This window comes from Paenibacillus nanchangensis (assembly GCF_046543445.1).
In the GTDB taxonomy this organism is placed as follows: domain Bacteria; phylum Bacillota; class Bacilli; order Paenibacillales; family Paenibacillaceae; genus Paenibacillus_AQ; species Paenibacillus_AQ nanchangensis.
The window spans coordinates 205,120-228,693 of the sequence record NZ_JBHOFD010000005.1 but is presented as its reverse complement, the minus strand read 5'-3'; the positions used below and the strand labels follow the sequence as shown (position 1 = coordinate 228,693).

Below are 23,574 nucleotides of genomic sequence, written 5' to 3'. Positions count from 1 at the left end.
ACCCAACCCAACCCAACCCAACCCAACCCAACCCAACCCAACCCAACCCAACCCAACCCAACTCAACTCCAAACCGGTCAAACCCAGCCTCCCAGCAACTTTATCTCCCCACAAAAAAACGGCCCCGCCGCGATCTGCGGAGGAACCGTTTAACTGTTGAGCTAACTGAAAGTTAACTACTCAACTTTCGCAGCTATATAGATTGAATTAAAGAAGGACAGGTGGGGCGGAGCCTCCACTGCGGCCAATTGGAGACTTCCGGCCCGCTGTTATTATCGGAGTTTTTGACTGGAAGTCTCCTCTCCGTTAACGGGAGAACTCCGAAAATAAAGCAAGAAAACTAAAACATAAGGAGGGAGGCAAACGCGTTCGCTCCTCCATCTCCACATTGCCTCCGCTTGTGTTTCCTCTTTCCTGTCATTCAATGATTCAGTCTATGTAGAAAATTGACATAGACCCTTGGGTGAGCAAGAAAAATTCAATGGATTTACTTGTATGGACAAAAAACACCTCACTTGTTTGGTATCATGGTAATGCGACCAACCATGCCAACTAGAAAGGTGCGTAACTCTGTTGTTACAGCAACATTCCCTGCCTGAACACCGTCTCAATTTTTCAAACTTTGGAGGCCTTTTGAAGCAGCTCAACATTGACCTCCTCTTTGACTTTCTCACCGACTCAGAAGGCCTCCCTCTGTTTATTTGCTGATGTTCCGTATTTTGGCAAAGTGGCGGACTCAGATTCCCTTATTTGCTGATTATTCCGTGTTTTGGCAAAGTGACGGACTCAGATTCCCTTATTTAAGCGGAAAATCCATCGTTTGGATGTTTTCGGTACGAATAACGGATCTGTAGTCCGCAAGGCAACCCAAAAACCCAGGAATTTCAGAAATAACGTCCTCTGAGTCCGGAAAGACCTGGGTATCGCGTGCTGTGGTACACTGGCCACAGATAACCAAACCTCAGCCCGCGGCTTCTTCCTCTTTTTCGGCAATGATCCGTTCGTATACATGCATGAAGGTAATTTTGAGGATCATATAGACCGGCAGCGCAATCAGGACACCGACAATGCCGTAAAAATCGCCGCCCACCAATACAAGCACCACTGTTGTTAGCGGATGCACGTCCAGGGACCGCCCATATACAATTGGAGACAGCAGGTTGTCCTGGATTTGCTGCGCAATAAAAATTACAACCACCGACCACAAGGCAGTCATCGGCGATTCGATGAATCCGACAATGACAACCGGAATAGCGGCCAGAATGGAACCTACATACGGAATGAAGTTCAGCGGAATGGAGATCAGTGCGAGCAGCAGGGAATAAGGCAGTCCGATAATTAAAAAACCGATATAAAGCAGCACGCCCAGCGCCACATTCAACAGCACCCGGGTTACAATAAAGCTGCTCAGCGCGCTGTCGATTTCCTTCAGCGTCTCCAGCCCTTCTTTTTTGAACCGGCGGGGCAGCAGGCCCAAGAGGATAGGCGGGAGTTTATGCCCGTCTTTCAGCATGTAGTACAGGATAATCGGCAGCGTGGCAAGTACGATAAAAATATTTGAGATCACGCCGATCAGATTGCTCATCGAGTCCGTTACCCAGGTCACCGCATTGTTCAAGTAGGCGTATATGCGGGTCGACAGATCGGACTCCTGTCCGAGAAACCGCTCAAAGGACGGATTTTGTCTAAGGCTGTTGAACTGCTCCTGCAGGTCCCGTACGAGAAACGGTGCGTTCCGGACAAAATTCTCAACCTGCTCCCGCAGCGTCGGCCACACCAGCACGGCAAAAAGGGCGATCAGTCCAGCAAATACGAGATAGATCAGCAGAATGGAAAGCATCCGGTTCAGTTTGCGTTTTTCCAGGAAATCGACGAGCGGCCGAAGCAGGTAATAAAAAAATCCCCCAAGCATCATCGGCACAATCAGCAGATTGATCACCGACCAGACTGGCCGGAACAGGAACATTACTTTTGAACCGAGATAAAGGATAAGCAGGAAGGCGATAATTCCCAGGCTGGTCCGAAAATATTTATGCTGCATAAGCATGGCGGTCCCTCCCTATTCAACTTTGTTTATGTATCGAAACGGCCTACAAGTATAGTAAACTCGATTTTGTGTTTATAACCTGACCGTATGAAATAGAGCGGTCGAAACCTCCAAATCGGGTTAATAACTTTATATTGCAGGAACGGCAGGAGAAGAGGAGGGCGCACAAATGGCGAAACTGATGGCAGGATTATTTGGACATGAATCGGACGCGAGCCTTGCGGTAGAGGCCTTGAAGGAAGCCGGGGTTGATAAAAAACGCATCGCCGTCGTATCCAAACATAGGCTGGCGGTAAACGAGATCGCACGGGAAAATGAACTCGGCGAGGCCGAAGAGGGACTCGCGAGCGAAGGCTTGTTCGGCACCGCCAAAGCGCTGGCCGCCGCCTTGGACCTGGAGCCGGAACGGGTCTCCGCCGCGGGAGGCGGAGCCGCCAGACTGGCCGGCGCGTGGATCGGCGGAGCAAAAGGTGAAGACGGCGTGTCGGTCACGCTTATCGGCATGGGCATTCCCGAAGAGGATGCCAAACGATACGCGGAGCAGGTGGAACACGGCCGGATTCTGGTGCTGGCGGAGCTGAAGGAGCGAGAGCAGAGCGGCGCAGAGGCGGCGTTCGTGCAGCATGGCGCACTCCCTCTGGAATAAGAGGATGAACGGCGGGCGGTTCTAGCGGAGAACGGACCTTCCGGAGTCCCGCGGACCTCCTGCGGACTTCCTGCGGACTTCCTACGGACTTCCTACGGACTTCCTACGGACTTGCTTTGCCTCAGCCGGATCCGCTCCCGTCATCTTCTTCTTCGTTTCTGGCCTTCACCAGCGCCAATAAAGCGAAGAAGTCGCCAAGTGTGGTTAGAGCAGCGCCTAAAATGGCGTAGTCATCGGCACTAAGCTCATCTTTTTGCTTGTTGGCCGGTTGTTTTTTGCGTGCCATAGCTTCACCCGCTTCACAGATTGGTGTCGTTACCATAATCTATGACAGAACCTCCATGGCCGCCCTAGGCGGACCGGAGGGAATTCCTACATGCCAAAAAATCCGGTAACCCGCGTGCTTCTTTCGCAGGCCGGGTTTCTTTTTGTATAATGGATAGACGGGCTTGATCCGCCTGTTCATGTACGGAGTAAAGGAGAGGGCGTTATGATGTTGCACAAAGGGGAGGTTCTGTTTCGCCAGGGGGACGCTTGCCACACGCTGTATCATGTGAAAAGCGGGCTGTTTAAGGTGACCAGACTTCATGAGAACGGCAATATGGTGCTGTTCAACATTTTGTATCCGGGGGAGACGGTTCCCCATCATTCCCTGATTACGCCAAAAGAAACACATGGTACGGCGACCGCAATGGTCCGGAGCGAGGTGGAGACGATTCCCGCCGCCGAATGGTACCGCCAGCTGCAGGAGGAACCCGGCAAAGCGCTGGAGATTGCGATGCTGCTGCAGGAGAAGGTGCGTTTTATGCAGACTCGCATCGACCATTTGACCGCAGGCACGCCGGGGGAACGGCTGGAGCTGCTCACGCGCTGGATGAACGAATATTCGCACGGCGTACCGCTGACGGAAATGCTAACCCAGGAGGAAATTGGACAGCTGATCGGTGTCCGCCGGGAGACGGTTAACCGGCTGCTTCGCGCGCCTTCGTAAACCCTTTGGAATGGGACGTCCCCGGACGAAATACACTATTACAGAAGAAAAGAATCCCGGCCGGATTCTTGCCTGTTTAGAAATATCGTTCGGCGTGGTATAATAGTATTGGAACTTATCCAATAAAAGAAAGGATCAGGATACCATGAGTCCCCGAAGGACGAATCCCCAAAGGACGATCTGGAAACGTTATGATCTCTCTTATACTTAGCTTCCCCGTAGATGGTGCGTGCTGTCGCTAGGACTACTACCGCCACTACGAAGGAAGGGAAAGATATGCGAAGGACCAACTCAGGTTCTTCCCGTCGTAGCGGCTGGTGGGACGTCTAGCCCGCCAATACGATAAGGGGAATCTGTATGAGAACGAAAACCGGCGTCCCGACGATGCCGCTGAAACAACTGTCGATTATTTTGTTTGGAACGTTTCTGCTGTCATTTGCTTATTATCACATCAACTATCAGAACCATCTAACCGAGGGCGGATTTGTAGGCTTGTCCCTCCTGGGCAAGTATGTTCTCGGGCTGTCTCCTTCACTGACGGTTCTGCTGCTGGATCTTCCGGTACTGCTGATTGCCCTCTGGCTGAAAGGCAAGGCGTTTGTTCTGAACACCTTCATCTCCGCCGGAGCCTTCACCGTCTTCTACGGACTGATGGAACGCTATTCGCCGCTTGTCGTCGATCTGCGTGACAATCTGGCCGTGGCTGCGCTTCTTTCCGGACTGCTGACCGGTCTTGGACTTGGTCTGGTGCTTCGGGCCGGCGGCGCAAGCGGCGGCGACGATATTTTGTCGCTGCTGATCAGTGAATGGAAGGGAATCAAGGTCGGCACCGTTGTCTTCCTGATGGATGTTGTCGTCTTGGGAATTTCGCTTCTGTATATGCCGCTAAAAGAAACGCTGTACACCGTGATGGCCGTCGCCGTTGCCGGACAAATCATTACGCTTACGACTTCTTACGGCAAGCGCCCTGCTGCGCCGAAAACGCGCCGTGCAGCCCGCGCCGCCGTAGCCGTGGAACTCGAGAAGCGCAAAGCCAGCATGTCATAATGCGCAAATATCAGCAGGAATGTATTAGCGTTGTTGATCTGAGAAAAAGACGACACCGATTCGGTTCCTCCGAATGGGTGTCGTCTTTTTGATATGTGTTTGTACTTTTTCTAAAAAGGCTAGTTTTTCAGTGGCCTCCATACTTGGAAGGGAGTTCTTTCACTTAATATCTATACTCCATTGCCCATCGGCCTGAATGGAAAATACATGCGGACCATCATATTCTATAGTTTCAGCAACAGATCCGGTATAGTTTCCAATTTCATTAACTAATGAACTCTCCTCATTTAAGCGAACTATAAAGTTCGATTCTCCCGTATGTTTAAAACTGAATCGTGTGAGTTTTGATTGAAGATTTACAAACACGACATCATTTCCTTTTCCGCTTATCTTTGTAGGAGCAGTTGAAATGTTCTCGGGCACTGACTGAGAGATAGAGAACTTCCATTTTCCTTCAGACTGCAGGTTAAGTAAGTACTCCCCATCCTTCGGAATTACAACTATACTTTTCCCTTTATAAGGCCCAATCTCGTTAACTACAGAGTCTTCATATTCCCCTGATTCGTCTAATATGTGAACTATGAAATTGGAGTCACCTGTGTCGGATGCCTCAATGACGGCAAATCCTGAATGAAGTGAAAAAAATTCTGTTGCGGTGTCTCCTGTCCCGTTTATTACAATTGGTTTTTCAGGTTCGGGCTTAGATGTTGGAGATGGCGAAGGTATTGGCGATGGTGAGGAGGAAGGCACGCTTGATGGTAAATTATTAGCTCTAAATGTAGGAAGAATTCCTCCAAGTTCGCTGAAAATCAGGCTAGCTTTTTTAATGTCTTCTTTTTCGATAAATTCAATTAATGCGAGAATGTCAGTCTTTTGCTCCCCATCATATTGTTTAGATAATTCGCGTATAGCATCGGCTGTTTCCTTCGATCTTTCTGTATTCCAGTAGTTTGTTCCGTAGGATTTAAGAAAACTTTCTGCTTCTTTTAGTATCTTATCTTTTTCACTTTGTTTCTTATCCTGGCTTGTTGTTTTAGAGGTAGGTACACTTGTTGCGGAAGCAAAATTTTGTTTTGTTTGAGTTGAGTCACTTGATGATGAGGTACAACCTACCAAAGCAGAAAAAGCTAGAAATACACAAGATGCTGTTAGGCCTATAGGCTTAATTTTCATTTCCTTACTCCTCCATTAACAATAATAAACAGGACCAGTTTATCAGAATTAGGGAATATTTACTATTAAAATCGAAAAATGATAAATTGTGTCTTATTCAGCACCTTTTCGTCAAAGTTTAGAATTGACTTGTTATACAATGTGCAGGACTAGTGGAAAACCGATCAGATATCTATTGATCAGTCTCTTCCTGGAAAAGCGGATCCATAGGCGGATATGATGAACGAGACGAAAAAAGCATGCTTCTATGTCACCCTGCCGGTCACGACTCCGGCTCAGTAATTCTTCTTTCTAGAACAAGATTTTTCCTGATATAATGCAGATACCGGCAGTCGATTCAGGTGCCGCAAGATAGGCAATGTACATACTTTAGAGGAATGATCACGGGGAGGATAACCTAATGAACGCGCATGAAATTGATTACACAATTCTGGGCGAAGAAATGCAGTGTGTTGAGATTCAGCTCGATCCAAGCGAAAGTGTCGTAGCCGAAGCGGGCAGCTTTATGATGATGGACCCCGAGATCAAAATGGAAACGATTTTTGGCGACGGCAGCGGTCCAAGCGGCGGCGGCGGACTGATGGGCAAGCTGATGGGCGCGGGCAAACGGCTGTTGACTGGTGAAAGCCTGTTTATGACCGTATTTACGCACGGCGGCCACCATGGCAAGCGGAGTGTTACCTTTGCCGCCCCTTACGCGGGACGGATTATCCCCATGGATTTGTACCAATACGGAGGCAAAATTATCTGTCAAAAGGACTCGTTCCTGTGCGCGGCCAAAGGCGTCTCGGTTGGCATTGAGTTCCAGCGGAAGCTGGGCGTGGGCTTTTTCGGCGGAGAAGGCTTTATTATGCAGAAGCTGGAGGGTGACGGACTGGCGTTTGTTCACGCCGGCGGTCTGGTGCTGGAGCGGACGCTGCAGCCCGGCGAAGTGATCCGGCTGGATACCGGCTGTCTCGTGGCGATGACCTCCTCTGTAGATTACAATATTGAAATGGTGAAAGGTGTAAAAAGCGCGCTGTTTGGCGGCGAAGGCCTGTTCTTCGCTACACTGCGCGGGCCGGGCAAGGTATGGGTGCAGTCACTGCCGTTCAGCCGGCTGGCCGACAAGGTGCTGTCCGCCGCAGGCGGATCAGGCAGAAAAGAAGAAGGCAGCATTCTCGGCGGTCTCGGCAATCTGCTGGACGGGAAATAAGCCGCCCGCGCCTGGAGTGATATGCGCCTAAACGGCCCGAGCCGCTCTATATCGCAGCACTTTTTGAATCCTTATTACACCGCGTGTGCATACCAAATGCTAAACCATCCCCCTTCGGGTACGGAGGGGGATTTGACGTTGCCCGTGCCCGCTGTTTATAGTAGGGGCAAGCCGTAAGAAGACGGATTTCGGGGGAATGAGGGTATGTTCAAAATTTTTATCGTGGAAGACGACCGGACGCTGGTCCGGCTGCTTCAGGATTATTTGCATAAATTCGGATATGAGACACGGAGTGTAGAGCAGTTTGACCGGGTGAGGGAGGAATTTGCGGCATTTGATCCTCACCTCGTGCTGCTGGATATCAACCTGCCTAAATATGACGGATATTACTGGTGCAGACAAATTCGGACCGTATCCACTTGTCCGGTTTTGTTTATCTCCGCGCGTGACGGCAAAATGGACCAGGTTATGGCGCTGGAAAACGGAGCAGACGACTATGTGACGAAGCCGTTCGACTACGAGATCGTGGCGGCCAAAATCAAAAGCCAGCTGCGCAGAGCGTACGGCTCATACGCGGCTCAAGGCTCCGACCGCACTGTAACCGTAGGGGGATTGCTGCTGGATACGGAGCGGCTGCAGCTGACACGGGGCGGAGAACGGCTGGAGCTTAGCCTGACGGAGGTCAAAATTCTGGACGAGCTGCTGCAGCGGGCGGAGACGGTGGTCAGCCGGGACCGGCTGCTGGAGAAGATTTGGGACGACCAGGCTTTTGTGGACGACAACACGCTGAACGTTTATATGGCGCGAGTGCGCAAAAAGCTGGCCCAGCTCGGCATCGAAGACGGCCTGCAGACGGTCAGGGGACAAGGCTACCGCCTGACGCTGAACTGGGGGGAGACAGAATGAAGCTGTTTTTCCGTGAGCAGCAGCCGCTGATTTGGGTGTATCTGGCCCAGCTTGCGACTGTGACGCTTGTGTACAGGCTGGACGGGCACCAAGATTTGTCAGTCAATCTATACGCGGCAATTTTGAGCGGAGCGCTGCTGGCCGGTTATCTGGTGTACCGGTACGCGACCAACCGTTCGTTTTATAGACGGATGGAGAAGGCGCCGGAGTCACTGGATGAAGGAGGCCCGGCTCAGCGCTCGCCGCTTGCTGATAGCCTGCGCCGGCTGCTCACCGCGACCTCCCGGCTCTACAAAAACGACCTGCACAATTACCGCAGCAAGCTGGAGGAGCATATTCATTTTATCAATCAGTGGGTGCATCAGATGAAAACGCCGCTGTCGGTGATCCACCTGATGATTCAGGACAAAGACGGCCCTCCCTTCAGCGCCATCGCGGACGAGCTCGACCGGATGAAAAAAGGGCTGGAAACGGTGCTGTATGCCGCAAGGCTCGATACGTTTGAGCATGATTTGTATGTGGAGCGGCTTGGGCTGGAGCAGGTGGTCCGGTCGGTCGCTTCCGAGCAGAAACGGCTGTTCATCCGCTCCAAGGTATATCCCGCAATAGAAGTTCCGCCAGAGCTGAACGTCGTATCCGACGAAAAATGGCTGTCCTTTGTGCTATCCCAACTGATCACCAACGCGGTGCGCTACACGGCGGAGCCTGGACGGAACATCCGCTTTACCGGCGGCGAGCGGAACGGCAGAACGTTGCTGGAGGTGCGGGATGAGGGCATCGGTATTCCGTCCGGCGACCTGCCCCGGGTATTTGACGCCTTTTTTACCGGGGTGAACGGACGCAGTTATCAGGAATCGACGGGCATGGGGCTGTACCTGGTGAAGCAGATTTGCGGCAAGCTTGGGCATGAGGTCGAAATTGAATCGGAGATGGGGAAAGGAACTACGGTGCGGATTTTGTTTTAGTATGGTTTATCAGTTATCTCTGCAAAATAAAATACGCTTACGGTCCCGGAGCGCAGCGCTTCGGGTTTTTTAGGTTTTGGCCGTTCGGCGGACACCGTTCCTCCATGGCCAACCTCCCATTGGCAACTTCTTTCCTCCACTACCAACCACCCATTGGAACTTTCCATTGTCAAACTCACGTAGTAACCTCCCCTCAGGCGATCTCCCCTTGTCAACCTTTCCCGGCTTACAAACCTGTAAGGTAGCTGTAAGTTTCAGAAATTGTTGGCAGTGTGTATCCTTCTGTATAATGAAAACGATCAAACCCGGTGAAAGGAGCGGCAGAACGTTGACTGTGCTGGAAGTGAACCATTTGTCCAAAATTTATGAAGGCCTTGTCTCCACACAGGCGTTGAAGCCGATCCGCTTTCGGGTGGAGAAGGGCGAATTTGTCGGAATTATGGGCCCTTCAGGCAGCGGAAAAACAACGCTGCTCAACCTGATCTCCACCGCGGACGAGCCGACATCGGGCGAGCTGCTGATTAACGGCCAGAATCCGGCCCTGCTCAGCAGTGAAAACAAAGCGCTGTTCAGGCGCCACCGGCTCGGCTTTGTGTTCCAGCAGTTTCAACTGCTGGATTCGATGACTATCGAAGAAAATATCATTCTTCCGCTCGCACTGGCCGGAACACCGGTCCGGGAGATGGAACGCCGGCTCGGGGAGCTGGCGGATCGGCTGGGTCTTACGCCTCTGCTCGCCAAACGCCCCTATGAGCTGTCCGGCGGACAGCAGCAGACGGCCGCCATCGCCCGCGCGGTCATCCACCGCCCGGCGCTGATCCTGGCCGACGAGCCGACCGGCAGTCTCGACTCGGGTTCAGCCGAGGGCATCATGCGCCTCCTGGAGGATCTTAACCAGGAGGATGGCGCGACGCTGCTCATGGCGACCCACGACCCTGTGGCGGCAAGCTTTTGCAGCCGCGTCATTTTTATTAAAGACGGACGATTTGTAAATGAGATGTACCGTGGGGACAACCGGATGGCTTTTTTTGCGAATATTATCGACATGCTGTCATTGATCGGAGGGGCCGGTCATGACACTGCGGCGGCTCGCTATTAAGAATGTGACGCGCAGCCTCCGGAAGTACGCCGCCTTTTACCTGAGCAGCGCGTTTTCGGTAATGGTCTGCTTTTTGTGCGCCCTGCTGATTTTTCACCCTGAGCTGTCTGACGGCGATGTGGTTGGAAGGGTGGCGAAGCAGACGCTGTCGGCGGCGGTTGGAATCGTCTATCTGTTCTGCTGGCTGTTTGTGCTGTTTTCGGTCGCTTCATTCCTGCAGTCCCGCCGCCGCGAAATCGGCATTCTGCTGACCCAGGGGATGACGCCGCGGCAGCTGAAGCAAATGCTGTTTATGGAGAACATGCTGATCGGCACCGGCTCGATTGTGACCGGGCTTGGAGCGGGTCTATTGCTTGGCAAGCTGTTCCTGATGATCTTTGCGGAATGGATTGATCTGCCGGTTTTGCCGTTTTACGTGCCTTGGCGGGCGGCGGGGTTGACCGCGGTATTGTTTGCGTTTCTGTTTGCGCCAATCTCCGCGCTGGCCTTCCGCTGGGCGGAGCGGACGCCAGCCTTGGGGCTGGTTCAGGGCCGGCACCGGAGCGGACCGGCGGCAGGCGCATCGCGCGCAGGCGCCGCGGCTTCAGCGGTGCTGCTGCTGACGGCTTACGTATTGTCGGCGACAGCCAAAGCCGCAGCCGTACCGGTCCGGATGGTGCCGGTCGTGCTGATTACACTCGCCGGAACGTATCTGTTCTACACGCATCTCAGCGTGTATGCGGCTGAGCTGCTGCAGCGGCGCAGGAAAGTGTATTGGCGGAAGGCGCCGCTGATCGTGCTGTCGGGTTTGGCCGACCGGTGGAAGGACTATGCCCGGATGTTTTTTACGGTGACAATTGTGTCGGCTGTATCGTTTACGTCAGTGGGCATGTTTGCCTCGATCCATACCCTTGCCGGGCGGCTCACGCTGGATTATCCGGCGGCCATCGGCTATCTGGCCAAAGCGGGCGAGCCTGCCGCCGCCACGAACCGCCGCCTGGATACCATCCGCAGCGAGCTGAAGAACAAAGGGTTGGCCTATGAGACGCTAGAAGCCGACATCAAGTTTGCGGATGTCATGTCTTCTACAGGGAAGGACCGTCTTATGCAGCTGCCGCTGCTGTCCGAGTCCTCCTACCGCCAGCTGCTTGCATGGGCGGGTATGCCCGCGAATGAACCTCCGCTTGCAGACGGGGAAGGGCGGGTCATGATTGGTTCGCAGCGGGACAACAGTCTCATAAAAGACCGGTTCCTGACGGAATACCGGCTGCATAGCGGTTCCCTGACGCTGCGCGAGACGGGATACACCGGGCAGGTCGCGATCCCCGAATACGTGCTGCCCGAGATGGACGGCCGTGACGGCGGCGATTTTACCGGGCTTGTGGTCTCCGACGCTTTTTTTCAAGCAGTGGAGGCGGAGCGGACCGAACGTTATACCGCGTTTTATGTCCACGATTTCCGGCAGACGAGCGGACTTGCCGAATCGCTGGCTAAAGACGGCAAACAGCCGTACGAGTCCAAAGCCGGTTATTCGCTGGCGGTGAGCGGCACGCTGTTTGACGTCCAGCACACCCGGTACAGCACGATGCTGTTTGCGGCGCTGCTGGTCGGCACGGTGTTTTTTATGGCAGCAGGCAGCTTTCTTTATTACCGGCTGTACATGGATCTGGACGCGGACCGGGAACGGTATTTTACTTTAACCCGGCTTGGGCTTACCGGACGGGAGCTGTCCCGCGTCGTGTCGCTGCAGCTGGCGCTGCTGTTTTTTGTCCCGGTTGTTCTTGCCATCGTGCACAGCCTGTTCGCGTTCGCCGCGCTGCAGCGCCTGTTCTACCTGTCGATCGCGTTTGAGACCGGAGGGGTGCTGTTTGGGTTCCTGACGGCCCAGGTACTGTATTTTCTGCTGATCCGCCGGCGGTATTTGCGGAATTTGCTTAAACAAGGATAGGAGGTACTTATGAAAAGCTGGATAACGGATTTCATGGAACAATTCGGATACGTGGGGATCGCCGCGATGCTGGCGCTTGAAAATGTGTTTCCGCCGATCCCGTCGGAGGTTATTTTACCTTTTGGCGGATTCATGACGACGACCTCAAATTTGACGGTTCCAGGCGTGGTCATCGCGGCCACCATCGGCTCTTTGATTGGAGCAATTATTTTGTACGGCATTGGCAGGCTGCTGGACGTCAACCGGCTCGAAAAAATCATCGACCGCTGGGGCCGCGTGCTGCGCGTCAGCAAGGACGATCTGCGCAAGGCAGAGCGCTGGTTTGAAAAATACGGCTACTGGACGGTGCTGTTCTGCCGTATGGTACCGCTGATCCGCAGCCTGATTTCGGTGCCGGCCGGTATGGCCCGGATGAAGTTTGGTCTGTTCATGCTCTACACAACCGTCGGTACGCTGATCTGGAATGTCATTTTGGTTGTGATCGGCGCAGCGCTCGGTGAGAACTGGGAGGAAATCACCCATTTCATGGACGGGTATTCCAACGTCTTTTACGCCATTATCGCGGCAGCCCTGCTTGCAGTAGCTTATCTGTACTTCCGCAGACGCAAAAAGAACGCCAATCAGGCGTAGCCTGGAGTAGGTTGAAAGTAACCCGAACCAATCCCGAGTAAACTGGGGGATGGCGAAGTAAGCTGAAGCCAGCGGGTGTGGCCTAAGCAACCCCAAGAAAACTCAAATAACCCGCGATTACACGCAGCAGCAAAAAGCCGGAAAATCCGGTTAACCAACGCAGACAGGAGGCCCAGGCAATGGAAATCATTAATATTATCAAAGCTATCTTTTTAGGACTGGTGGAAGGTTTAACCGAATTTGCTCCGGTCTCCTCCACAGGACATATGATACTCGTCGACGACTTGTGGTTGAAATCGCAGGATTTTCTGGGCAAATATGCAGCAAATACGTTTAAAGTTGTCATTCAGTTAGGTTCGATACTCGCTGTTGTAATCGTTTTTTACAAGCGGTTTTTGGATCTGCTTGGCCTGAAAAAATACAGCAGCACTGAACTCAAGCAGGAAACCTCCGGCACGCCGGAAACGCACAGCGGCGGACGGCTGAAGCTTGGCCAGGTTATCGTTGGTTTGATCCCGGCCGGTATTCTCGGCGTGCTGTTTGAAGATTACATTGACGAGCATCTGTTTTCGGCGACGACCGTGATTATCGGCCTTGTGCTTGGGGCGATTCTTATGATTATTGCGGACCGGTTTGCCCCCAAAAAACCGAGGGCGGAGAGCGTCGACCAGATTACATACCGCCAGGCTTTTATGATCGGATTGGTCCAGTGCTTTTCGCTCTGGCCGGGCTTCTCCCGGTCCGGTTCGACGATTTCAGGCGGCGTCCTGCTTGGGCTCAGCCACCGCGCCGCAGCCGACTTTACGTTTATTATGGCGGTTCCGATTATGGCGGGAGCCAGCCTGATTTCGCTGGTGAAGAACTGGGAGTATTTTACCGCGGATGCGCTGCCCTTTTTTATCGCAGGTTTTATCAGCGCGTTTGTGTTTGCGCTGCTGTCCATCCGCTTTTTCCTGAAACTGATCAACCGGATCAAGCTGACGCCGTTCGCCATATACCGGATTGTGCTGGCTGCGGCGGTTTATATCATTTTCTTCTAACCGGCTATCGGATTTCGATATAACGGTATGGCCGCGATTCTATTGTGATTGAGCTGAGCTTCCTGTAAGATGACGGTAGCTGAAATCAACTCCTTCACAGCGGGACGCGCAAATGCCGGTGCACGGCGCTCTTGTCCCCGCTGAGGCGAACGGCAAGGGCGTCTTTTTGTACATAACGTCTTGTAAGGCGGCGGCGGGAATCGGCGCGCGATTTAAACCAAGTTTTTTAAGTGGATTAGTTGAATATTGAATTTATTCGTATAACAAGGAGGAAATGTGATGAGTACACCGCAAGTTATCGTCAGCAACCTGGGTTATCCGCGGATTGGCGCAAGCCGGGAGTGGAAAAAAGCGTTAGAGTCATTTTGGGCAGGCAAAACGGAGGAACCTGATTTCCGGGCGGAGATGCGGCGGATTCAGCTGGCACATTTGAGCCGCCAGCAGGAGCTGGGCGTCGAACTGATTCCAGTAGGGGATTTCACGCTGTATGATCTGATGCTGGATACGGCCGCCATGTTCGGGATCGTTCCCGCGCGTTATGCGTATGACGGGGGAGAGGTCAGCCTGAAGCTGTATTTCGAGATGGCACGGGGCAGCGGATCAACACCGGCGTGCTCGATGAAAAAATGGTTCAACACCAACTACCATTACATTGTCCCGGAGATCGGCGGCCGCGCTCCCGAATTGAAAAAAAATAAGCCGCTTGAGGCGTTCCGGTTAGCAAAAGAGGAGCTTGGAATCATCGGCAAACCGGTGGTCATCGGTTTGTTCACCTTCCTCAAGCTGTCCCGCGGCATAGAAGCCGGCCGGCTGGCCGAGACGGCGCGCCGCTTCCTTCCCGCTTATGCGGAAATGCTGAAGGAGCTGGAGCGGGAAGGCGCGGATTGGGTCCAGATCGATGAACCGGCCATTGTAACGGGGCTGGATGCAGGCGAACTGGAGCTGCTGCAGGAGATTTACAGCGAGCTGAGCCAGGCGGCTCCAGGACTGCGTCTTCTGCTGCAGACCTATTTTGAAGCCGCAGCGCCGCTGAACGAGTTGACCCGGCTGCCTGTCGCGGGCATCGGTCTTGACTTTGTGCATGACGGAGGCGCTTCGCTGGAATGGATCGAACGGTACGGCTGGCCGGACGGACTTGCGCTGGCCGCCGGGATTGTGGACGGCCGCAATATTTGGCGGTCGGAGCTTGGAGCAAAGCTGGAGCTGGTAGAGCGGCTGTCCGGGCTGGTACCGTCTGGCAAGCTGCTGCTCCAGCCATCCTGCAGCCTAATCCATGTACCGGTCACGGCAAAAAAAGAACGGAAGCTGAAGGCGGAAATCCGGGGCGCGTTGGCTTTTGCCGAGGAGAAGCTGGAGGAGCTGGCAGTGATCGGCCGGGGGCTTAGAGAAGGGCGGGCTGCCGTGGCAGCGGAGATTGCGGAAGCAGAGCAGGCCTTGTCCGCCTTCCGCAGCCTGCCAGAGCGCAGCCGCGGCGACGTTGCCGAGACGCTGCGCGGTGTGGAGGCGCTGGCTGCTCCAAGAGCGCTGGGCTTTGCGGAACGCGCGAAGCTGCAAGCGGCGCGCTGGCGGCTGCCGCTGCTGCCGACAACGACGATCGGCAGCTTCCCGCAGACGGCCGAGGTGCGCAAAGCAAGACAAAGCTGGCGGCTTGGCGTATGGAGCGAAGCGCGCTACCGTGAATTTATCCGCGGCCAGATCCGGGATGCGGTGGAGATTCAGGAGAAGCTTGGACTGGACGTGCTGGTTCACGGCGAATTTGAGCGGACCGATATGGTGGAATTTTTTGGCGAAAAGCTGGCGGGTTTCGTATTCACTACGGACGGCTGGGTGCAGTCCTACGGTTCCCGGTGCGTGAAGCCGCCCGTTATTTACGCCGACGTTGCGTATACATCGCCCATGACCGTGGAAGAGAGCGTGTATGCCCAGTCGCTTACCCGGCGCCCGGTTAAAGGGATGCTGACCGGACCGGTTACGATCCTCAACTGGTCGTTCGTCCGTGACGATCTGGCGGCCGAGACGGTGACGTATCAGATTGCGGCGGCGCTCAGACAGGAAGTGCTGGCGCTGGAGGAAGCGGGCATCGGGATGATTCAGATTGACGAACCTGCGGTCCGGGAAGGACTGCCGCTGAAAAGTGAGCAGCAGGCGCATTATCTGGACTGGGCCATCCGGGCTTTCCGGATCGCGGCGGGCGGCGTCTCACCGGAGACACAAATTCACACGCATATGTGCTACTGCGAGTTCTCCGACATGCTGGAGCCGATCCGGGCAATGGACGCAGACGTCATTTCAATTGAAAGCTCGCGCAGCCACGGCGAACTGATCTCCAGCTTTGAGGAGCAGGGCTACGAGAACGGCATCGGCCTTGGCGTCTATGATATTCACAGCCCTAGAGTCCCTTCCGCGGAAGAGATGACCGCGTACATTGACCGGGCGCTTCGGGTTCTGCGGCCCGAGCTGTTTTGGATCAATCCCGACTGCGGGTTGAAAACACGGGGATGGCCGGAGACGGAAGCGGCGCTTGCGGCTATGGTTGAAGCCGCGGAACGCAGCCGGCGGAAGCTGGGACAGCAGGAACAGGACTGGCGGTCTGGGGAGCTGGGGCAGCCAGAACAGGACCATCGGTCTGCAGAAGTTGAACCCGAGCGTGCTTGAATAGGGGACTTGATATTTTACCCGGCAAACCGATTTGGGTTGCCGGGTATCTTTCCGCATGCCTATGCAACTTTCCAGCCCCTGGAAACGTCAATAACCGAAAGCGGCGGCGCATAGACCGATAGATCCGCAGCCGGCGCTCAAAAAGCTAATAGCTGGAGGGGTACTCATGCGAAAGTGGGGTCAAGGAATCTGCGGGTTGATCGTATTGGTTATGCTGCTTACCGGATGCGGAAGCGCTTCAAATGATGCCGTCAGGACCAATTCGGATTCGGCTTCGGAAGCGGCAGTAGTAACAGAAATGAACGGAGGTGCAGCCGATCAGCTTGGCTTGGAAGGAAGCGCCGCCAATAGCAAGTCTGACAGCAGTGCAGATAACAAACCGGCGGGCAACCAAGCACCCGAACCTGCGGGCGGAGGGGGCACGGCACCGCCGGATGCGGATAAGGCGGCATCCGGACAAGGAGCGGGATTCGCGGCAGGCGACGCCTCGGCGGCAGGGCTGAACAAGAAGCTGATTTACCGCGCGAACCTCTCGATGGAGGTTAAAGATTACGGCAAAGCGGAGGATGAGGTGCGCCGGGAGGTTACGCAGGCCGGCGGCTACATCGTGGAATTCTCGGAGAACCTGTCGCAGCGGGAACAGGGCGGAACGCTGGTTGCCAAAATCCCCGCGGCGGGCTTCGCTTCCTTCCTCGACCGGCTGGAGCAGGTGGAGCATGCTTCGCTGAGACGCAATATCCAGGGTCAAGATGTTTCTGAAGAATATGTAGATCTGGAAGCCCGGCTGAAGGCGAAAGAACTGCTGGAATCCCAGTATATTGAATTCATGAACAAAGCGACAAAAGCGGCCGATCTGGTATCGTTCGCCAATGAGCTGGGGCAGATTCAGGAAGAGATTGAACGGCTCAAAGGCAGGATGCGCTATATTGACCAGAATGTTGCTTTCTCGACCGTGCAGCTCGATCTTTATGAAAGCGAAGAGATGTTTGCGGGCGACCCGGCCGCCTCTGGGCCGCTGATGCAGCGGGCGGGCGACGCGCTGAGCGGCAGTCTCCGGGCCTTGTGGACTGGGCTGCAGTGGCTGGTCGTGGCGCTGGCCTGGCTGCTTCCGCTGCTGGTAACCGGCGCCGTCGTCTGGCTTGTTGCCCGCGTGTTCCGCCGGCGGATGCCGCGCAGCCCCCGGAAAGGGGGCAGCCGGAACGCAGCCGGCCGGAACATACACGGTCCGTACGGCAACGGCCCGTTCAGCACTTCCGGCCCGGCAGGTCCGCCGCCTACGGGTGATCCGGGGCGTCCGTTCGCTTCGGACGTTCCGCCGTCGGCTGCGCCCTCGCCTGGAGGCTCGCCCGGATCGTCCGGTTCAGCGCCCGGTCTGCCCGTCCCAGCGGGCACTGCGGATGGTGCTGGCGACCCCTCCGGGGCAGGACAGCCAGGGGAGCCGGGCACCGGCCCAGGGGCAGGCACTGGCACACCGGCGGGCACTGGCCCAGCGGCGGGTACCGGTACACCGGCGGGCACCGGCTCAGCGGCGGGTACCGATACAACGGCAGGTACCGACTCGCCGGCAGAGAAGCGGGGGACCGATCAGCCGGGTCCCTTGAACGGGCGTGACGGCGAGCCTCCGGTTAAGCCGTAAGGGTACGGGAATCTTTTTGCAGAATAGGATAGCTGACGATATGTGAAATTGTATATGAATAACTGCGCAGGTCAAAGACCGGTTCCTAGTGGGGACCGGTCTTTGCTGTGTTTTTTTCAGGAGAAAATAGAAAAATACAGGGAATGCCCAAATGATTAGCTGCAAATTTATCTTTAGTTGTCTCATTGTATAACTGCTTTTCGCCAAGTGAATAAAGTCCCCCAACCAGCTTGTCTACTTGGGAGGAGATTCCGTTCCTGACCTGAGTTACGGAGAAGGTATGGTCTTCAATCTTTACAGCAGAGTCTGACAGCAAAAAAAGGATCGACCCTGCGCCGGACCGGCACGGATCAATCCCTTTTGTTATGCATAGAGGCGTTGTGTTTGCTTAATTGCATCCAACGTTAATTGTGGAAGGTCTAATAAACATACCCTCTTCCTCTGGATGTCTCAGGGCTGCCTTTTCGCAGGGCTAACCGCTTTTCCGCCGAACTCGCCCGCCAATATGCCTTGTCTACTCGAACAGCACCTTGTATTCGCCGTAGCCTTCTTTTTCCAAGTCCTCAACCGGAACAAAACGCAAGGCGGCCGAATTGATGCAGTAACGCAGCCCGTTTTCGCCGGGACCGTCGTTAAACACATGGCCCAGATGGGAATCGGCTTCTTTGCTCCGCACTTCCGTACGCACCATAAAGTGGCTCAGATCGGTTTTTTCCTTAATGACGTAGTCGCGGATCGGACGGGTAAAGCTGGGCCAGCCGCAGCCGGAGTCGTATTTGTCCCGCGAGCTGAACAGTGGTTCGCCGGAGACGATATCCACATAAAGGCCTTCTCCGTGATGGTCCCAAAATTCGTTCCGGAACGCGGGCTCCGTCGCATTATTCTGGGTGACCTCGTATTGGAGCGGCGTAAGGCGTTCTTTCAGACCGCTTTTGTCGACATTGCCCGACCAGTGCTGCTCAATAAAAGCATCCCGGCCGGAGCCTTTGCGGTAGCGTTTGTAATGCGCCGGGTTCTTGTGGTGATAGTCCTGGTGATAGGTCTCCGCAGGGTAAAAGGTTGTCGCCGGCACAATTTCGGTCACAATCGGCTTGGTGAACCGGCCGCTGGCCGCCAGAGCCTGTTTCGAGGCTTCCGCTTCCTTCCGCTGTTCTTCCGTGTGCGTGAAAATGGCGGTCCGGTACGAGCTGCCCCGGTCAAAAAACTGGCCGCCCGCATCGGTCGGGTCGATATTTTGCCAGAACAGTTCCAGAAGTTTGCTGTACGGGAAAATATCCGGATTAAACGTAATCTGCACCGCTTCGGCATGTCCGGTCGTTTCCGAGCACACTTCTTCATAAGTCGGATTTTCGGTATGTCCGCCGGTGTAGCCGGAGACAACGCGGATAATGCCGGGCAGCTCTTCAAAAGGGCTGACCATGCACCAGAAGCAGCCGCCGGCGAACGTGGCAAGTTCCGTGCGGTTTGATTTATCTTGAGAATGTAAATCGGACATTATAAACCCTCCAATTCTGCAAGGCAATTAAATAGATCACAATCTAATTATAAAACAATCATCCGGGTCACGCCAGTCAGTCAGCCGCCTGCAGGTCGTCCATTAGCATGCCCCCACGCATAACACACAATTAAGCAGTCTCTACTTAAATGTACCCGCTAAACCAACCGGCAATCCGCTTGTAACGCGGTTTCCCCCGAACATATCATGTGTATCGGCCCGTGCATATCAACCCACATCTGCATAGGTATCTATTTCGCCCGCAACACGCGGGCAGCCGGTTTGCTCCGTGATTTTGCCCGTCTTGGGCCGCTTATGCATCGTTTTTGCCGCCAGCATCCGCCGGCCGCCGGCGCAAGGTTAGCGCGCAGGCTCCTAGCACTGCTGCGTAGATCAGCAGCGCCAACACGGCCGCCCGTGGCCGGGTACTGAGGTTGCCGCCAAGAAAGGCAAACACAAAAATACCCGGGATTTTGCCAACGGCTGTAGCGGCCATAAAGCTGCCAAACGGCAGGCCTGCGGCTCCGGCGTAAGCATTGACGGCGGCCTGGGGAATGACGGGCAGCAGGCGCGCTGCAACGACAGCAGCAAACGGCCGCTTCCGCACGGCAGCCGTAAAGGTGCCCAGCCCGCGCACCGTGGTCAGGTACGCCTCGGCTTTGCCGCGGAAGCCAAAGCGCACCGCGCCGAACATCAAGGCGGCCGCCAGCGTGGTTGCGGACCAGGTGATCAGCGCGCCAGCCCCCGTCCCGTAAGCAAAGCCAAAAAATCCGATGACGGCTTTGTAAGGCAAAACGGGAAATATGGCGAGCAGCATGGCTGCCGCAAAGGACAGCGAAAGATGGCTGCCGTCCTTCAGCCAGTTCATCAGTTCATGCCGATAGGCGAAAGCGGCGCCGAGCAGGGCGGCATACAGCAGGAGGACCAGCCATTTTTTCATGAAATCGAATCCTTTCTGTCCGGCCCGGTTCACAGGCCATGCAAGCTGTTATGTCGAATTGTAAAGTGAATGGGGCCGGTTGGCAAATTCGTTTGCATTTGTTTCCGGTGCGGAATTTATTTTTCAATCGTCCAGGACAAGGTATAATAACTTCATACGATGGCCGATAAGATAGGTGCGTGACGCATCTCCAACAGGATAGAGCGCTAACCCGGCCGATGGACAACCGGAAACAGACCAACGTGGAGTATTCAAGACAACGCGTAACAGAAGTAAGCGGCGGGCCATAAATCCCCTGCGGAAGTGCCGGACATAACAGAATAGAGATAAGGGGTGTTGTGGTTGCGCAAAAAAGTGGCTTTGATTGGTCTAGGCGACATCGCCCGGAAGGTGTATCTTCCGTTTTTATCGGCCCATCCTGAAGCGGAGGTGTGCGGCGTGCTGAGCGCCTCGGACCATACCGTCCAGCGGACGGTCCAGGAATACCGGTTCCCCCGAGGCACAACGAATCTGGATGAGCTGTTGGGCTGGGGACTTGACGCAGTTTTTGTGCACAGCCCGACGCCGACCCACGAGTCCATCGTCACCCGCTGTCTGGAGCGGGGGCTGGCTGTTTATGTAGACAAGCCGCTGTCCTATGACTATGCTGCTTCGCAGCGGATGGCCGAGCTGGCGGAGAAACGGCAGGTGCTGCTTGCCGTAGGTTTTAACCGGCGGTTCGCCCCGATGTATATGGAAGCAAAAAAATGGCTGGACGCCGCAGGCGGCGCCGGATTCGCCTCAGCTGTCAAACACCGGACGAAGCTGCAGACGCTGAACGCCAGGGAGACGGTTCACGACGATCTGATCCATATGCTGGACCTGCTGCTGTGGCTCGGCGGTGGAGATTACGACCAGCTGCACGGCAGCCTGCTGAATACCGGCGGCGGGCGGCTGCTCAGAGCCCAAGGGATGGTTTCCATGCCCGGCATCAATGGAATGTTCGCCATGGCGCGTGATGCGGGAGCCGACATGGAGAAGCTGGAGCTCCACGGCAGTGGCCGTTCGGCCGAAGTCGTCGATATGGAGAACGCCGTGCTGTACGAGCGGGACGGCGCCCCGCGTACCTTGCGCTTCGGAAGCTGGGACACAGTGCAGCGGCGGAGAGGGTTTGAGGGAGCCGTTAATCACTTTTTGGCGTGCATCGACCGCCCGGAGGATTGCACGGTAAGCGCGGGGCGGGTGCTGCCTGCACACAGATTGGCCGATGAGCTCGGCGGAAAGGATTGTTTGCATGGATGACAAAGAATACCGCAAAGCGGTGGAAGAACAAATTGTGGAGAGCTACCGCCGGGAGGAAGAAATGATGATCCTCGTGTTCGCCCAGTGGTGCGTGAACAACGGGTTCGACCCGGAGGAGCTGTACCGGAGCGCTTATCCGGGGCAGGGAGACAACGAGGCGCTCCGTCATGCGCTGGAATTGACGGTGTCCAAAGAGGAAGCGGGCGATATCTCCGACGATACAGTGCTTGGCGTGCTGTCGCTGTACGGCAACGACGACCTCGCGTTTGTGGTGACGAATGCCATTTCCCGGCGGCCCAAGCCTTAAACGCCAGGCGGACAGCAGAGACATTTTTATCGTTTTTGCGAAATATCATATTCAGAACGGTTAAAATATGCTAAAATTATATATACTAACTAAACGTAAGTTTTTACTACGTCATTATGCAGCATTCGATACGGCGGCTTGTTTCAAGGAGATACCGGCGCGATTTCAGCCCTCGTTGCTCAGATCTTTCAGTCTCCCTGACAAAACTGTCCGCATCGAATCATGCGTAAATGCGCATACCACAAGAGGTGAATCGAAATGGAAGAACATCAGATGACGATGTGTCCCCGGTTTGAAACGGCCTTTTCTTTTCTTGGCAAACGGTGGAACGGTCTGATTATACAAAGTCTGATGAGCGGGCCGAAGCGGTTTAAGGATATTTCCGGACTTATTCCTTCAATGAGCGACAAAATGCTGTCCGAACGAATGAAGGACCTGGAGGCGGAAGGCATTCTCGTCCGTCATGTTTATCCCGAAACCCCGGTGCGGATCGAATACGAACTGACCGAAAAAGGCCGCGCCCTGGAGCCGGTCATGAAGCAGATTCAGAGCTGGGCCGAAATGTGGGTCACCAAATGATCTCAAACTGCACCCTTCTGTCTTCGCTAGGCGCGGAGCGGAAGGGTATTTTTTTGCGGAATTCCCGAAAAAAGGGTTGCAAAGCGTCTTCCCCTATGTAATATAATAGAAAAAATACGACACTAATTATCTGAAAGCGTTTTCTTTCGAAGATCAGAACTCTGATTTTGCTGCGATCCCGCATGCAGCAGACGCCGTTCGTAACTTTACCGCATAACGTAACATGGAGACGCTCCGCCAAGCCGCGGAGTCCGCGAAGGAGGCGATGGAATGACAACCCCTGTATTTTCCAATGAGATCCCTTATGCGAAAAAGGATGTAGCCGAACTGGAGCAGGCATCCGTCCGTGTTCACCGGATCTTCGGAAAGGTGGCGGCGATGCTGGAAACGCATCTTCCCGTAAGTCTGTGGGACGCCTGGATCGGCGTGCCTTATGCGGAGCTGTCCGCGCTGTACAGCGGCGAAACCTCAATCCCGCTCATGCAAAAATGGGTTCAGGGGCCGCAGGGCTGGCGCTGTATCGGCTATGAGGTCTATTCTCCGCCTCTAGGGAGCGGAGCTGCGGGGGCTTCGAGGGCTGCGGAGGCTGCAGGCGCAGCGGGTGCCGTGCCGCACATCCCGGCAGACCGCGTCCGCACCGGCAAACCGGGTCTTGTGCTGCAGGCGGCCGTCTGGTCGCTTTTCGACAATCTGCTCCGGTTCCATCCGCTGCTGGGCGGTGAGCTGTTTCTGGACGGCGAGGAACTGGAGACGGTAGCGTCCTATATTGTGCCGACTTATGTTGGAGAGCCCGGGCATACCCGGCCGTGCATCACTTTTGACGGCGGCGGGGTGCGGATCAGCCAGGAGTGGGTGAACGCTCCGACAATCGCGCTGCGGCGGGACGGCGCTTGGACCGAAGGCCGCTGGATGACGGGCGTGGTGCTGGAGCGTGCTCATTTTGCCGGACTTGGGCCGTATGTGAAGCAGCCGGATGGCGGGCGGACCTATATGCAGGCCTTCGTTCAATAAA

General features: G+C 55.0%; 21 protein-coding genes. 16 read left to right on the top strand and 5 right to left on the bottom strand.

Annotated elements, in window-relative coordinates; all coding sequences use genetic code 11:
* Nucleotides 1-961: 961 nt before the first annotated feature.
* Nucleotides 962-2,047, bottom strand: a complete 1,086-nt coding sequence (locus ACE6ED_RS05790) for an AI-2E family transporter (protein ID WP_410826145.1) — start codon at nucleotides 2,045-2,047, stop codon at nucleotides 962-964.
* A 169-nt stretch (nucleotides 2,048-2,216) separates the two neighbouring features.
* On the opposite strand from ACE6ED_RS05790, the gene ACE6ED_RS05785 reads away from it, so the two are divergent.
* A complete protein-coding gene (locus ACE6ED_RS05785) occupies nucleotides 2,217-2,693 on the top strand; it encodes a general stress protein (protein WP_410826144.1) in 477 nt (158 codons plus the stop codon).
* 121 nt (nucleotides 2,694-2,814) lie between these two features.
* Here the strand turns inward: ACE6ED_RS05785 and ACE6ED_RS05780 are convergent, their stop codons facing one another.
* A complete protein-coding gene (locus ACE6ED_RS05780; protein ID WP_410826143.1) occupies nucleotides 2,815-2,979 on the bottom strand; it encodes a hypothetical protein in 165 nt (54 codons plus the stop codon).
* A 204-nt stretch (nucleotides 2,980-3,183) separates the two neighbouring features.
* Between ACE6ED_RS05780 and ACE6ED_RS05775 the strand changes: the two genes are divergently transcribed.
* Nucleotides 3,184-3,684 carry a Crp/Fnr family transcriptional regulator gene (locus ACE6ED_RS05775; protein WP_410826142.1) on the top strand — a complete coding sequence of 167 codons (501 nt, stop codon included), beginning with the start codon at nucleotides 3,184-3,186 and terminating at the stop codon, nucleotides 3,682-3,684.
* A gap of 357 nt (nucleotides 3,685-4,041) precedes the next feature.
* Nucleotides 4,042-4,731 carry a YitT family protein gene (locus tag ACE6ED_RS05770; RefSeq protein ID WP_410826141.1) on the top strand — a complete coding sequence of 230 codons (690 nt, stop codon included), beginning with the start codon at nucleotides 4,042-4,044 and terminating at the stop codon, nucleotides 4,729-4,731.
* A 159-nt stretch (nucleotides 4,732-4,890) separates the two neighbouring features.
* Here the strand turns inward: ACE6ED_RS05770 and ACE6ED_RS05765 are convergent, their stop codons facing one another.
* On the bottom strand, nucleotides 4,891-5,904 hold the full coding sequence (locus ACE6ED_RS05765; protein WP_410826140.1) for a hypothetical protein: 1,014 nt from the start codon (nucleotides 5,902-5,904) through the stop codon (nucleotides 4,891-4,893).
* Between the two features lie 400 nt (nucleotides 5,905-6,304).
* Here ACE6ED_RS05765 and ACE6ED_RS05760 point away from each other — a divergent pair, with 400 nt between their 5' ends.
* From ACE6ED_RS05760 to ACE6ED_RS05720, 9 genes are all read left to right on the top strand, one after another.
* Entirely contained in the window at nucleotides 6,305-7,099 is a 795-nt protein-coding gene (locus ACE6ED_RS05760; RefSeq protein WP_410826139.1) for a TIGR00266 family protein, read from the top strand.
* A gap of 204 nt (nucleotides 7,100-7,303) precedes the next feature.
* A complete protein-coding gene (locus ACE6ED_RS05755; protein ID WP_410826138.1) occupies nucleotides 7,304-8,005 on the top strand; it encodes a response regulator transcription factor in 702 nt (233 codons plus the stop codon).
* Complete coding sequence (locus tag ACE6ED_RS05750) at nucleotides 8,002-8,970, top strand: sensor histidine kinase (protein WP_410826137.1); 969 nt, start codon at nucleotides 8,002-8,004, stop codon at nucleotides 8,968-8,970. Before ACE6ED_RS05755 ends, ACE6ED_RS05750 begins: the two co-directional genes overlap by 4 nt.
* Nucleotides 8,971-9,298: 328 nt before the next feature.
* The gene (locus tag ACE6ED_RS05745; RefSeq protein ID WP_410826136.1) at nucleotides 9,299-10,069 is read left to right on the top strand and encodes an ABC transporter ATP-binding protein; all 771 of its coding nucleotides are present in this window, start codon (nucleotides 9,299-9,301) and stop codon (nucleotides 10,067-10,069) included.
* Nucleotides 10,044-11,996 carry an FtsX-like permease family protein gene (locus tag ACE6ED_RS05740; protein ID WP_410826135.1) on the top strand — a complete coding sequence of 651 codons (1,953 nt, stop codon included), beginning with the start codon at nucleotides 10,044-10,046 and terminating at the stop codon, nucleotides 11,994-11,996. Before ACE6ED_RS05745 ends, ACE6ED_RS05740 begins: the two co-directional genes overlap by 26 nt.
* Before the next feature lie 9 nt (nucleotides 11,997-12,005).
* Nucleotides 12,006-12,626 (top strand): DedA family protein, encoded by a 621-nt coding sequence (locus tag ACE6ED_RS05735; RefSeq protein WP_410826134.1) that lies wholly within the window; start codon nucleotides 12,006-12,008, stop codon nucleotides 12,624-12,626.
* A gap of 179 nt (nucleotides 12,627-12,805) precedes the next feature.
* Nucleotides 12,806-13,666 carry an undecaprenyl-diphosphate phosphatase gene (locus ACE6ED_RS05730; RefSeq protein ID WP_410826133.1) on the top strand — a complete coding sequence of 287 codons (861 nt, stop codon included), beginning with the start codon at nucleotides 12,806-12,808 and terminating at the stop codon, nucleotides 13,664-13,666.
* Between the two features lie 279 nt (nucleotides 13,667-13,945).
* Entirely contained in the window at nucleotides 13,946-16,321 is a 2,376-nt protein-coding gene (gene metE / locus ACE6ED_RS05725) for a 5-methyltetrahydropteroyltriglutamate--homocysteine S-methyltransferase (protein WP_410826132.1), read from the top strand.
* A gap of 169 nt (nucleotides 16,322-16,490) precedes the next feature.
* Nucleotides 16,491-17,960 carry a DUF4349 domain-containing protein gene (locus ACE6ED_RS05720; protein WP_410826131.1) on the top strand — a complete coding sequence of 490 codons (1,470 nt, stop codon included), beginning with the start codon at nucleotides 16,491-16,493 and terminating at the stop codon, nucleotides 17,958-17,960.
* A gap of 514 nt (nucleotides 17,961-18,474) precedes the next feature.
* Here ACE6ED_RS05720 and msrA read toward each other — a convergent pair.
* Both msrA and ACE6ED_RS05710 read right to left on the bottom strand, forming a co-directional pair.
* Entirely contained in the window at nucleotides 18,475-19,455 is a 981-nt protein-coding gene (msrA, locus tag ACE6ED_RS05715; protein ID WP_410826130.1) for a peptide-methionine (S)-S-oxide reductase MsrA, read from the bottom strand.
* A 313-nt stretch (nucleotides 19,456-19,768) separates the two neighbouring features.
* Nucleotides 19,769-20,395 (bottom strand): TVP38/TMEM64 family protein, encoded by a 627-nt coding sequence (locus ACE6ED_RS05710; protein WP_410826129.1) that lies wholly within the window; start codon nucleotides 20,393-20,395, stop codon nucleotides 19,769-19,771.
* 342 nt (nucleotides 20,396-20,737) lie between these two features.
* Between ACE6ED_RS05710 and ACE6ED_RS05705 the strand changes: the two genes are divergently transcribed.
* The 4 genes from ACE6ED_RS05705 (at nucleotide 20,738) to ACE6ED_RS05690 (ending at nucleotide 23,573) form a co-directional block, all read left to right on the top strand.
* Nucleotides 20,738-21,676 (top strand): Gfo/Idh/MocA family protein, encoded by a 939-nt coding sequence (locus ACE6ED_RS05705; protein WP_410826128.1) that lies wholly within the window; start codon nucleotides 20,738-20,740, stop codon nucleotides 21,674-21,676.
* Nucleotides 21,669-21,983, top strand: a complete 315-nt coding sequence (locus ACE6ED_RS05700; RefSeq protein ID WP_410826127.1) for a hypothetical protein — start codon at nucleotides 21,669-21,671, stop codon at nucleotides 21,981-21,983. Before ACE6ED_RS05705 ends, ACE6ED_RS05700 begins: the two co-directional genes overlap by 8 nt.
* 258 nt (nucleotides 21,984-22,241) lie before the next feature.
* Nucleotides 22,242-22,562, top strand: a complete 321-nt coding sequence (locus ACE6ED_RS05695; RefSeq protein ID WP_410826126.1) for a winged helix-turn-helix transcriptional regulator — start codon at nucleotides 22,242-22,244, stop codon at nucleotides 22,560-22,562.
* Between the two features lie 270 nt (nucleotides 22,563-22,832).
* Nucleotides 22,833-23,573 (top strand): hypothetical protein, encoded by a 741-nt coding sequence (locus ACE6ED_RS05690; RefSeq protein ID WP_410826125.1) that lies wholly within the window; start codon nucleotides 22,833-22,835, stop codon nucleotides 23,571-23,573.
* Nucleotide 23,574: the final 1 nt, after the last annotated feature.